Raw genomic sequence first — 11,682 nt, 5'->3', positions numbered from 1 at the left:
CGGCGGGCCCGGCACATAGATTGGAAGGCAGGAGAACTCCCGCCAACCAAAGGAATGTCCCACCGTGTTAGAGGTACAAGGTCTCACCAGGCGATTCGGTGACCGGACGGTGCTCGACGATGTGTCGTTTTCCGTCCCCGCCGACGGCATGACAGGCTTCGTCGGGGCCAACGGCGCCGGCAAGACCACCACCATGCGCATCATCATGGGAGTGCTCAAGTCCCATTCCGGCTCGGTGTACTTCAACGGCACGCAGATCACCGACACCGACCGGGCGCGCTTCGGCTACATGCCCGAGGAACGCGGGCTCTACCCCAAGCAGCAGGTGCTGGACCAGCTCCAATACCTGGGCCAGCTCCACGGCATGAGCCGCACCGATGCCCGCACCGAGGCCCTGGACCTGCTGGACCGCTTCGGCATTGTCGACCGGACCAAGGACAAGCTCGAGTCCCTCTCGCTGGGCAACCAGCAGCGCGTGCAGGTCGCCGCCTCGCTGATGCACCACCCGACCGCGTTGGTCCTGGACGAGCCGTTTTCCGGGTTGGATCCGCTGGCCGTGGACTCGATGACCAAGCTGCTGGCCGAGCGGGCCGCCACCGGGGTGCCGATCCTGTTCTCCAGCCACCAGCTGGATCTGATCGATACGCTCTGCGACAACCTCGTGGTGCTGGCAGGGGGCAAGATCGTGGCCTCCGGCAGCGCCGAGGAGCTGCGGGCGCGGGCCAGCGCCAAGCACGTGGTGGTGACCCCGCCAGATGCCGGATGGCTGCGCGAGCAGCCCGGGGTGCGGGTAATGGATGTCGCGGGTCCGCGCGCCCTGGTGGAGTTCACCGACGACGCGGCTGCCCAGCGCGTGCTGCGCACCGCGGTGGATCGCGGGGCCGTCACCGAATTCGCCCCGCAACGTCCGTCGTTGGCAGAAATCTACCGGGAGGTCATCCGATGAGCATCACCGATCACCGCACCAGGCCCACCGACGCACCGAACCGGTCCGCAGCTTCCGGGCAGCCAAGCGCGCCATGGCTGATCGTGACCCTGCGCGAGGTCACGGTGAAGATCCGGGACAAGTCGTTCATCATCACCACGCTGATCACCCTCGCGCTGATCGTGGGGTCGGTGGTGTTCGCCGGCATCATGGGAGACAAGACCACGACCGCAACGATTGCGTTCGCCGAGAACGGCAGGACCGCCGCCCTGGTTGCTTCGGCCAACGAGCTGGCCCTCGCCAACGACCAGAAGGTCGAATTGATTTCCCATCCAGTGCCGTCAGGGACCGCGGCCCTCGATGCCCTGCGTGCCAAGGACGCGGACCTGGTGCTCGCGCCCACCCCGGATGGCTACAGCCTCACCGCGCTGAAGGAGGTGCCCGGCCCGGTCCAGTCGCTGCTCGGAGAAGCCGCAAGCGCCCAGGCACTGGAATTCAACGCCGGGAAGCTGGGGGTCTCCCCCGAATCGCTGACCGCAGGTTCCATCGTGAGCCCGGTGCTGCTCGACGGGGATTCGGAACGCAACTCGATGGCCATGGTCATGGGCTTCATCTTCTCCTTCCTCTTCTACATGTCCGCGATGATCTTCGGGATGCCGATCGCCAACTCGGTGGTGGAGGAAAAGCAGAACCGGGTGGTGGAGATCCTGGCCACCGCCATCCCCATCCGCCAGCTGCTCGCGGGCAAGATCCTGGGCAACATGGTCCTGGCCATGGGGCAGCTGTGCCTGTTCACGGGGATCGGCCTGTTGGCCCTGAACATGATGCCCACCCAGGTCCCGTTCATTTCAGTGGTGTTCGCAACCGCCGGTTGGTTCCTGGCCTTCTTCGTGGCCGGCTTCCTGATCCTGGCCGCGGTGTGGGCGGCGCTGGGTGCGATGGCCTCGCGGACCGAGGACTTGCAGCAGTCCACGGGCCCGGTGATCATGGTGCTGGTGGCGGTGTTGTTCACCGGCATCTACGCCAAGGGCACGTTGCTGGTCATCGCGTCTTATGTTCCGGTGATCTCCTCGGTGGCCATGCCCATCCGTTTGCTCAGCAGCGATGTTCCGCTGTGGGAGCCGTTCGCCTCGCTGGCCGTTGCCGTCGCGGCGGCCTGGGCCATGGTGCTGTTCGGCGAGAAGATCTACCGCCGGGCCATCATGCAGACGGGTTCTTCGCTGTCCTGGCGCAAGGCGCTGAAGCTCGAGGATTAGCCACAGCCTTCAAGGAACAAGTCGAATTTGCCGCAGGGCGCCATCTAGCGCGGCCGCGATATGTCCAAAATCCTTGTCACATGAAATCACGGTGGCATTGTTGAGCATGGCGTAAGACGCGATAAGCGTGTCGCTTGCTCCAGCGGCACAAACCAGTCCGCTCCCCCACAGTGCGGATTGGATCACGAGTACGTCATGCACTGTTGGATGAACCAAGGGTTGCAACAGTTTTTCCATCCGCATTCGGTAATTATCATGCTCCACCTTGTTTCGCGCCATGAAGCAATATTCCAGGGCGGCAGGCGGGCATGTCATGATCACTCCTCGGTGAGAAATGTGGTCGATAAATCCGGTCACCGGATTCCTGGAGCCATAATGTGACCATGCGCTGGCATCGATGAGATACAGCGGAAGCGTCGACCCGAGGCCGTTCATCACGCCACGGAAGTATCTGAATCCGGGTAGTCGATAACGGTGGCTCGTCGTTGTTCCGCAGTCATGGGATGGGCTTTCATTTCATCCAACACGGCTTGCTGGTGGTTCAAGGCAAGCACGACGTCCAGGGCCATGTCGATGGCTTCCCGGGCCGAGCCTGCGGACAAGATCCTTTTGGCTTCCTCAATTTTGGCTTTGTCGACATCGACAGAAGTGATAGCCATGACGACCACGTCCCCTTCAATTCTGCGTATATAGGTGAGTATATAGGTCACTGGTTTTCGTTGGAAGGCTTCGGACGACCTGAAGTTCGGGGGCCGTCCCCAGCCAAGTGTTGCCCGCCTCTGCAGCAAACAGCGAAGGCCCGCAGCTCCCGGACAGGGGGCTGCGGGCCTTCGCATCAGCGGACCGCGGTTGTTAGATGACCGAGTCGCTCAGGTGGTTCGGGGTGCCGAAGCGGTGCGCGGTGATGGAGACTGCCTGCTCGTGCAGGAAGGTCAGCATCTCCACCCGTCCCGCGGAAACCACGTTGTTGCCGTAGATGGCGACATCGGGCTTGCCGTTGGTGGCCTCGGCAACATCCATGACCGAGCCACCGATCAGGCGGATGCGGGCCGCGGAGTCCGGGCCGGTCTTGGCTGCAAGGCGTGCGGCGCGGGCGCCGAAGCCCTGGGCATCCTCAACCACGACGGTGGCGGAGGATTCGGCCAGCACCGTGCGGAGCGCTGCGGGAACCTCGATGGCGGAGGACACCGTGACGCGGGACCCGGCGGCGATGCCCGCGGCAACGACGCGAACCAGCTCGGCGATGCCGTGGCCCGAGGTCTCGTTCTCGAAGCGCACGGTCACCGGCAGGGCGCGGTAGCGGAAGACGTTGCGCTCGGCGTGCAGGCCGGAGACGTCCTTGGCGGTGTTGAACTCGTTGGCCCATACGGTGGCATCGGAGGCCAGCGCGCCCTGAAGCCAGGACAGGTCCGCAGCCTCGAGGCCGGATTCGCCGGCAGCCTTCAGCAGCGCGGTTGAGGTTGCCGAGAGCGCACCGGTGTGTGCCACCGGGGCGTCTTCCCAGGAGCCCATGCCCACCAGGTAGTTCGGTCCGCCGGCCTTGGTGCCGGCACCGATGGCCGACTTCTTCCAGCCGCCGAACGGCTGGCGCTGCACGATGGCACCGGTGATGCCGCGGTTGATGTAGAGGTTGCCGGCCTGGATGTTCTCCAGCCAGTAGCCCATCTCATCCGAGTCCAGCGAGTGCAGGCCGCTGGTCAGGCCGTAGTCGATGTCGTTGACGATCGCCACTGCTTCTTCGAGGGTTTCGGCGGTCATGACGCCGAGGATCGGGCCGAAGTACTCGGTCAGGTGGTACTCGGAACCGCGCTTGACACCGGAGCGAACGCCCGGGCTCCACAGCTTGCCCGACTCGTCGAGCTTCTTGGGCTCAAGCACCCACTTCTCGCCCTCGCCCAGGGTGGTCAGGCCGCGCAGCAGCTTGCCCTGCGCCGGCTCGATGACCGGGCCCATCTGGGTCTGCGGGTCCTGCGGGTAGCCGACCTTCAGCGAGCGGATGTCATCGACCAGCTGGTTGTGGAAGCGCTTGGAGTCCGCAGCCGAACCCACCAGGATCACCAGCGAGGCGGCCGAGCACTTCTGTCCGGCGTGGCCGAATGCCGATGCCGCGACGTCCTTGGCGGCCAGGTCCAGGTCGGCGTGCGGGGTGACGATCACGGCGTTCTTGCCCGAGGTTTCGGCCAGCAGCGGGAGGTCCTTGCGGAAGGAACGGAAGAGCTGCGCGGTCTCGTAGCCGCCGGTCAGGATCAGGCGGTCGACGCTCGGGTGGGATACCAGTTCGGTGCCCAGCCCGCGCTCGGAGAGCTGGACCAGCTGCAGGACGTCGCGCGGCACGCCGGCTTCCCAGAGTGCCTCGACCATGACGGCGCCGGAGCGTGCCGCCTGGCCCGCGGGCTTGATGATGACCGAGGAGCCGGAAGCCAGGGCCGAGAGGGTGGAGCCGGCAGGGATGGCGACCGGGAAGTTCCACGGCGGAGTGACCACGGTCAACTTGGACGGAACGAAGGTGGCGCCGTCGACGTTTTCCAGCTCCAGGCCGCGCTGGGCGTAGTAGTGGGCGAAGTCAATGGCCTCGGAGACCTCGGGGTCCCCCTGGTCCAGGGTCTTGCCGCATTCGGAACCCATGACCTCGAGCAGGTCGGCGCGGTGCGCCCCCAGGGCGGCACCGGCGCGGTGCAGGATGGCTGCGCGGGCGGCGGCGCCCATGGCCTGCCAGGACTCGGAGGCAGCGACGGCGGTCTCGACGACCTGGTTCAGCTCGTCCTCGGTGTGGATCATGGCCTTCGCCACGGAGTCGTTGCCGAGGGTCGAACCGACCATCTTGTTGACGATGTCCCGGCCCCAGGCGCGGTTGCCCGGCAGGTCGGGGTCGGTGTCCGGGGTGTTGGTGAAGCCGGCGGTGCCGTCGGCCAGCGCAGCCAGCTTGGCCTCGATCGCCTCAGGGTCCACGATGTTGCGGTCCTGGATGCGGTGCGGGGCCGGGACGGAGTCGTCCAGGTCCGCCAGGGACGCGAGGAAGCGCTGCTTCTCGCGCTCGAACAGGGCCTCGTTCTTATCCAGCTCGAAGACGGCGGACATGAAGTTTTCCTGGCTGGCGCCCTCTTCGAGGCGGCGGATCAGGTAGGCGATCGCCACGTCGAACTCGCCCGGGTGCACGACCGGCGTGTAGAGCAGCAGGCGCCCGACGTCCTTGCGCACTGCCTCGGCCTGGCCGGTGGCCATGCCCAGCAGCATCTCGAATTCGATGCCCTCGGTGACACCGCGGCCCTGGGCCAGCAGCCAGGCCAGGGCAACGTCGAAGAGGTTGTGGCCGGCAATGCCGATGCGCACGTTTTCCACGTGGCCCGGGCGCAGCGCGTAGTCCAGCACCGACTTGTAGGAGGTGTCGGAGTCCTGCTTGGTGTTCCAGGTGGCAACCGGCCAACCGTGCAGGTTTGCCTCGACCTGCTCCATCGGAAGGTTTGCACCCTTCACGACGCGGACCTTGATCGGGGCACCGCCGAGGTCCACGCGCTTGGCGGACCATTCCTGCAGGTGGATCATGGCCGACAGGGCGTCGGGCAGGTAGGCCTGCAGCACGATGCCGGCCTCCAGGTCGCGGAACTCGGGCAGGTCAAGGATCTTGGTGAAGACCGCAATGGTCAAATCCAGGTCCTTGTACTCCTCCATGTCCAGGTTGATGAACTTCTTCTTGGGCGCGGCGGTGGCGGCCAGGCGGTAGAGCGGGATGAGTTTTTCGATGATGTGCTCGACGGCCTCGTCGAAGGCCCAGTGGTTGTGCGGGGCCACGGTGGAGGAGACCTTGATGGACACGTAGTCGACATCGTCGCGGGCCAGCAGCTTGTGGGTTCCCTCGAGGCGGCGGGCGGCTTCGCCCTCGCCGAGGATCGCTTCTCCCAGGAGGTTGACGTTGAGGTCGATGCCCTCCTTCTTGATCTTGGAGATCGAGGCGCCGAGCTTGGCGTCGGTGGCGTCGATGATCAGGTGGCCGACCATTTCGCGCAGCACGCGGCGGGCCACCGGGACCACGATGCCCGGCAGGATCGGGGCCATGGTGCCACCCAGGGCGACGGCCGACTTCATGTACCAGGGCAGGAAGGAGGGGACCTTCGGAGCCAGGGCCTTGAGGTTGCGGGCGGCGACCAACAGGTCCTCGGGGCGGATCACGCCGTCGACGAAGCCGACGGTGAAGTCCAGGCCGTTGGGGTCCTTGAGCACACCGGCAAGTTGCGCGGCGGAGGCATCGACGGGAACCTTCGAGCCTTCGGTGAGCCAGTGGCGCACCAGCTTGATGGCTTCGTCTGCAAGGTCCTGGGGGCGGACCAGAGCGGTGCCGTCGGCGGCGAGGGCCGGCGGGACTACACGCACGTGCGGGGTCGTAAGGGACACGGCTGCTTCTCCTTGGAGGAAAGTGGGTGGCTGAAAAGGGGCTACCACTACCCATCTTGCACACGAAAGGTGTCGCTTTGATAGGCGGGTTCACCAGTCAGTATGGACCCAACCATCACTTCGGCAAAAGTGAACAAACCCGAACGATTTACTTCGGCTTTCCCAATGTATCGTTGGGGTGTCGACAAAGGCCGCATTCCGGCGGCCCCTCCGAGCATCCCAGGGAGCCAACCATGCTTGAAATCCGCCGCCTGCGGCTGCTGCGCGAGCTGAGCATCCGCGGCACCATCGCCGAGGTTTCCGACGCCCTGAGCTACAGCCCCTCATCCGTTTCCCAGCAGCTTTCGCTGCTGGAAAAGGAAACCGGCGTGAAGCTGCTGCGCAAGGTCGGCCGGCGCCTGCAACTGACCCCGCAGGCCGAGGTCCTGGTCGCCCACACCGACGAGTTGCTCGACTCCATGGAACGGGCCGAGGCCGATCTCGCCTCGACCCAGCCGGCGATTGCCGGGACGGTGCGCCTGGCGGTGTTCCAGACCGCGGTGCTCTCGCTGATTCCCCCGGTGCTGCGCGAGCTGCGGCGACAGTACCCGCACTTGCGGGTCGAGATGGTGCAGCACGAGCCGGAAACCGCACTGCATGAGACGTGGGCGCGGGATTTCGACCTGGTCGTCGCCGAGCAGTACCCCGGGCATGCGGCCCCGCACTACAAGGCCCTGGACCGCAAGATCCTGGCCCACGACGCCATCCGCCTGGCGCTGCCGGGAAACAACGACGAGATGCCCACGGAGTTCCGCCATGTCTCCTCCATCGAGGCCGCGGCGGGCCTCCCCTGGGTTATGGAGCCGCGCGGCGCGGCCTCCAGGCACTGGGCCGAGCAGGCCTGCCGCACCGCGGGCTTCGAGCCGGACGTGCGCTACGAGACCGCGGACCTGCAGGCCCACGTGCGACTGGTCGAATCCGGCAATGCCGTGGCCCTGCTGCCGGATTTGGTCTGGGCCTACCGGGCCCGGGACCTGCGCGTGGTCGATTTGCCCGGCGCCCCGCACCGGACCATCTTCACCGCCATGCGCCATTCCTCCGCGCAGCACCCCGGATTGGTGGCCGTGCGCAGGGCGCTGCACGAGCAGGCGGTGGCGCTTCCGGGACCGCATGCCGTCGGTGATAGTACGGTTACTTAGATCACAAACGCGTAACGGCGGCGTGAGGGCCGCCACAACCCGGCGAACTTTGCTGTCATACTCGAGACCGGTTGCGTTCCATAGGCACGTGCCGGTGCGGCAGTGCAACCGTGCCGCCGGCAACGAAAGACCCCGGAGATCACCCTTCCCCGGGACGCCCCAACCTTCATGAGGACCCCATCATGTCCGATTCAACATTCCAGCTGATAGCCATCGCGGTGTACCTTGCCGCCATGCTGGGCATCGGCTACTTCGCATTCAAGCGCACCAACAACATCGACGACTACATGCTCGCGGGCCGCGGGTTGAAGCCCGGGGTTGCTGCGCTCTCCGCCGGCGCCTCCGACATGTCCGGCTGGCTGCTGATGGGCCTGCCCGGCGCGATCTACCTCAATGGCCTCATCGAGGCCTGGATCGCCATCGGCCTGACCATCGGCGCGTGGCTGAACTGGAAGTTCGTGGCCCCGCGCCTGCGCTCCTACACGGCGGTGGCACAGAACGCGATCACCATCCCGAGCTTCTTCGAGAAGCGCCTGAAGGACAACAGCCATTTCCTGCGCATCGCCGCCTCGGTGATCATCCTGGCGTTCTTCACCTTCTACGTCTCCTCCGGCATGGTGGCCGCCGGAAAGTTCTTCGAGTCCTCCTTCGGCTGGAACTACTTCACCGGCCTGTTCGTGGTTGCCGCCGTCACGCTGCTCTACACGCTCTTTGGGGGATTCCTCGGGGCAACCCTCACCGACGTGGCCCAGGGGCTGCTGATGTTTGCCGCGCTCATTGCCGTCCCGATCGTGGCCATCTTCCAGATGGGCAACATCGGGCAAATCGGTGAAAAGATCACGCAGGTCAACCCGGAGGCGCTGAACCTGTTCTCGTCCTTCAACACGACCAATGGCTTCCTGGCCGCCGTCGCCATCTTCTCCACCGCAGCCTGGGGCCTGGGCTACTTCGGCCAGCCGCACATCATCGTGCGCTTCATGGCCCTGCGCTCCCCGTCCGAGGCCAAGACGGCCCGCCGGATCGGCATTGGCTGGATGATGCTCACGGCACTGGGCGCAATCGTCACCGCGCTGGTCGGCATCGCCTACTTTGCCGGCAGCCCGGAAAAGGAGATCACCGACCCGGAGACGGTCTTCCTGTTGCTGAGCCAGATCTTCTTCCACCCGTTCGTGGCCGGGCTGGTGCTCGCCGCGGTGCTGGCGGCCATCATGTCCACCATGTCCTCGCAGCTGATCGTCTGTTCCTCGGCCCTGGTCGAGGATTTGTACAACATCGCCGGCAAGAAGCTGAGCCCCAAGCGCGAAGTCATGCTCGGGCGCACCGGCGTGCTGGTCGTGGCCATCGTCGCAGCTGCGCTGGCCCTGAACCGGAACTCAAGCATCCTGGAGCTGGTTTCCTTCGCCTGGGCCGGCTTCGGCGCGGCCTTCGGACCGATCGTGCTGCTGAGCCTGTACTGGCGCAAGCTGTCCTCCACCGGCGCCCTGGCGGGCATGCTCACCGGCGCCGTGACGGTCTTCGTCTGGGGCAACATCGATGTGTTGTCCTCGGCCATGTACGAGATCGTTCCGGGCTTCGTGCTCAACCTCGTCGTTGCCGTGCTGGTCTCCCGTGCCACCTACAAGCACAACGCCGCCATCGAGGATGAGTTCTCCGCGATGGAAGCGGAAATCGAGGAGAACGCACCCTACGTCGAGGCACCCATCGCCCCGTAGCCAACGCGTTGATGTGACAGGGCTCCCTCTCCGATTTTCGGCGAGGGAGCCCTGTCGTGTTTGACTTGGAACGACAAATAATCATTCGCTTATACAAAGACCCCCTGAGAGAGGAAAGCCGCATGAAAGAACTTTTTGATTTCAACTTCGACAGCTTTATCACCCCCAAGGTCGTCAAGATCGTCTACATCCTGATCACCATCGGCCTGGGCATCCTGTACCTGGCCATCGTGATCGGTGCGTTCGCCTCCCGGCAGGTCGCCTGGGGCTTCTTCGCGATGATCGTGGTCGGCCCGCTGGTGGTGCTGATCTACCTGGCCCTGGCACGCATGGGCCTGGAATCGTTGATCGCCACGATCCGCACCGCGCAGAACACCGGCGAACTGGTGCGCCTTGCCGGCGGCAACGCCGCTGGCTCCAACCTGCCCGCCCCGGGCACCTACCCGGGCGGCAACGGACCCTCGTTCGGCGGCCCCGCGGGCCCGCCGGCACCTCCGGCCAACCCCTACGGGAACGCACCGCAGGTCTAGCCGCAGCACCAGCGACGCCGTGATCCGGCGGTGGATTCATCGAAAGGCCCAAGCGGCCCCGCGAATCCACCGCCGCTTCCGTTTTCTCCCGTCACCGCCGGGCGCGGGCGCACCGGGAAACCACGGGTTTTCAAGGATAGGATCGTGGCATGCCTGATGCCTCTGTTCCCTCCCCGAACGCGCCCGAGACCACCCCCAAGCCCGAGGTCGTGGACGACTTTGTCACCCGCAGCCACCGCACCGCCTCCGGCTTGCGCTACTCCAGCACCACCGGCCGGCTGGTGCTGCGCAAGGAAGAAGACGCCGAGGGCAAGACCGAGGGCTTCAATGCCAAGGCGGAGATCTTCCTGGTCGCCTACACCGCCGAGACCGAGGAAGCATCCGCCGGCGGGAACGGGACCAAGTCCCGCGCCAAGAAGCCCGCCGGAGTGGTGGCGGCCAACCGGCGGCCGGTGGTGTTCGCCTTCAACGGCGGTCCCGGCTCGGCCAGCCTCTGGCTGCACATGGGCCTGCTGGGCCCGCGCATCGTCGATTCCGGGGACGTGGGAAACATGACCCCGGCACCCTACGGGGTCATCGACAACCCCGAGTCGCTGCTCGAGCACGCCGACGTGGTGATGATCGACCCGGTGAACACCGGGTTCTCCCGCGTCGTTGAGGGCGGCACCACCGACGAATTCCATTCCTTCACCGCCGACCGCGACCTGGTCGCCGAGGTCATCCGGCTCTGGGTCACACGCAACCAGCGCTGGCTCTCCCCCAAGTACCTGGTTGGCGAGTCCTACGGCACCATGCGCGCGGTGGCCGTGGCCCGGCGCCTGCAGGAGGCCCACGGCATGGCGGTCAACGGGCTGGGGCTGATCTCCACCGTGCTGAACATGTCCACCCTGGACTTCGCCCCGGGCAACGACACCCCCTACGCCCTGCACCTGCCCACCTACGCGGCGATCGCCCACTACCACGGCCGGCACGGCAACCGCCCGCTGGAAGAGATCGTGCGCGATGCCGAGGACTACGCCTCGGGCGACTACGTGGTGGCCCTGCACCTGGGCAACCGGCTGTCCAAGCGCAAGTTCGACGGCGTGGTCAAGCACCTGGCCGAGCTCACCACGCTCTCGGAATCCTTCATCCGGCGCACCAACCTGCGCTGGGACTACATGGAGTTCGCCACCGAGCTGCTGCGCGAAAACGGGCTGATGGTCGGGCGCATCGACGGGCGCTTCACCGGGGTTCCCCCGCGCCTGCAGGAATCCCACACCTGGGACGATCCCTCGCTGCGGGCCATCACCCCGGCCTACGCCGCGGCCATCAACCACTACGTGCGCGCCGAGCTCGGCTACGAATCGGACCTGCCCTACGAGGTGCTCACCGGCCGGGTGCACCCGTGGAGCTACGACGCCTTCGAGGGCAAGCCCATCGACGTCACCGGGGACCTCGAGCGCCTGCTCATCGACATCCCCGAGCTGCGCGTGCACGTGGACTACGGCTACCACGACGGCGCCACCCCGCACTATGCCGCCGAATACGTCTGGGCGCACCTGGATGTCCCGGCGGCAGCCCGGGCACGCTTCAGCCACCACTACCACGCCGCCGGGCACATGATGTACCTGGACCCGGCCGTGCGCGCCGCACAGCTGGCCGCCCTGGCCGAGTTCGTCACGGGGGTGTAGCACGCCAGTCCGGGTGGCTAAG

At 65.9% G+C, this 11,682-nt stretch carries 9 protein-coding genes; 6 read left to right on the top strand and 3 right to left on the bottom strand.

Annotated elements, in window-relative coordinates; translation table 11 throughout:
• The first annotated feature begins 64 nt into the window (after positions 1 to 64).
• Positions 65 to 946 carry an ABC transporter ATP-binding protein gene (locus JOF46_RS06825; RefSeq protein ID WP_209906634.1) on the top strand — a complete coding sequence of 294 codons (882 nt, stop codon included), beginning with the start codon at positions 65 to 67 and terminating at the stop codon, positions 944 to 946.
• Positions 943 to 2,181: an ABC transporter permease gene (locus JOF46_RS06820; RefSeq protein ID WP_209906633.1), complete on the top strand. Its 1,239-nt coding sequence runs from the start codon at positions 943 to 945 to the stop codon at positions 2,179 to 2,181. The genes JOF46_RS06825 and JOF46_RS06820 overlap by 4 nt, the downstream gene beginning before the upstream one ends.
• Before the next feature lie 9 nt (positions 2,182 to 2,190).
• Here JOF46_RS06820 and JOF46_RS06815 read toward each other — a convergent pair whose 3' ends face one another.
• From JOF46_RS06815 to JOF46_RS06805, 3 genes are all read right to left on the bottom strand, one after another.
• A complete protein-coding gene (locus JOF46_RS06815; protein ID WP_245348373.1) occupies positions 2,191 to 2,616 on the bottom strand; it encodes a PIN domain-containing protein in 426 nt (141 codons plus the stop codon).
• Positions 2,616 to 2,840 carry a hypothetical protein gene (locus tag JOF46_RS06810; protein WP_209906632.1) on the bottom strand — a complete coding sequence of 75 codons (225 nt, stop codon included), beginning with the start codon at positions 2,838 to 2,840 and terminating at the stop codon, positions 2,616 to 2,618. The genes JOF46_RS06815 and JOF46_RS06810 overlap by 1 nt, the downstream gene beginning before the upstream one ends.
• 193 nt (positions 2,841 to 3,033) lie before the next feature.
• A complete protein-coding gene (locus JOF46_RS06805) occupies positions 3,034 to 6,570 on the bottom strand; it encodes a bifunctional proline dehydrogenase/L-glutamate gamma-semialdehyde dehydrogenase (protein WP_209906631.1) in 3,537 nt (1,178 codons plus the stop codon).
• A 233-nt stretch (positions 6,571 to 6,803) separates the two neighbouring features.
• Between JOF46_RS06805 and JOF46_RS06800 the strand changes: the two genes are divergently transcribed.
• The 4 genes from JOF46_RS06800 (at position 6,804) to JOF46_RS06785 (ending at position 11,660) form a co-directional block, all read left to right on the top strand.
• Positions 6,804 to 7,748 carry a LysR substrate-binding domain-containing protein gene (locus JOF46_RS06800; protein ID WP_209906630.1) on the top strand — a complete coding sequence of 315 codons (945 nt, stop codon included), beginning with the start codon at positions 6,804 to 6,806 and terminating at the stop codon, positions 7,746 to 7,748.
• A gap of 182 nt (positions 7,749 to 7,930) precedes the next feature.
• Positions 7,931 to 9,460 carry a sodium/proline symporter PutP gene (putP, locus tag JOF46_RS06795; RefSeq protein ID WP_209906629.1) on the top strand — a complete coding sequence of 510 codons (1,530 nt, stop codon included), beginning with the start codon at positions 7,931 to 7,933 and terminating at the stop codon, positions 9,458 to 9,460.
• A 122-nt stretch (positions 9,461 to 9,582) separates the two neighbouring features.
• A complete protein-coding gene (locus tag JOF46_RS06790; protein ID WP_209906628.1) occupies positions 9,583 to 9,990 on the top strand; it encodes a DUF4282 domain-containing protein in 408 nt (135 codons plus the stop codon).
• Between the two features lie 149 nt (positions 9,991 to 10,139).
• Complete coding sequence (locus JOF46_RS06785; RefSeq protein WP_209906627.1) at positions 10,140 to 11,660, top strand: S10 family peptidase; 1,521 nt, start codon at positions 10,140 to 10,142, stop codon at positions 11,658 to 11,660.
• Positions 11,661 to 11,682: the final 22 nt, after the last annotated feature.

This window comes from Paeniglutamicibacter psychrophenolicus (genome assembly GCF_017876575.1).
GTDB lineage: Bacteria > Actinomycetota > Actinomycetes > Actinomycetales > Micrococcaceae > Paeniglutamicibacter > Paeniglutamicibacter psychrophenolicus.
This window is presented reverse-complemented; position numbering and strand designations above follow the sequence as displayed.

Excerpts from the sequence above, each read along its gene's own strand:
- JOF46_RS06820 (WP_209906633.1), top strand. The coding sequence starts at position 943 with ATGAGCATCACCGATCACCGCACCAGGCCCACCGACGCACCGAACCGG.
- JOF46_RS06815 (WP_245348373.1), bottom strand. The coding sequence starts at position 2,616 with ATGAACGGCCTCGGGTCGACGCTTCCGCTGTATCTCATCGATGCCAGC.
- JOF46_RS06810 (WP_209906632.1), bottom strand. The coding sequence starts at position 2,840 with ATGGCTATCACTTCTGTCGATGTCGACAAAGCCAAAATTGAGGAAGCC.
- JOF46_RS06800 (WP_209906630.1), top strand. The coding sequence starts at position 6,804 with ATGCTTGAAATCCGCCGCCTGCGGCTGCTGCGCGAGCTGAGCATCCGC.
- putP (WP_209906629.1), top strand. The coding sequence starts at position 7,931 with ATGTCCGATTCAACATTCCAGCTGATAGCCATCGCGGTGTACCTTGCC.
- JOF46_RS06790 (WP_209906628.1), top strand. The coding sequence starts at position 9,583 with ATGAAAGAACTTTTTGATTTCAACTTCGACAGCTTTATCACCCCCAAG.
- JOF46_RS06785 (WP_209906627.1), top strand. The coding sequence starts at position 10,140 with ATGCCTGATGCCTCTGTTCCCTCCCCGAACGCGCCCGAGACCACCCCC.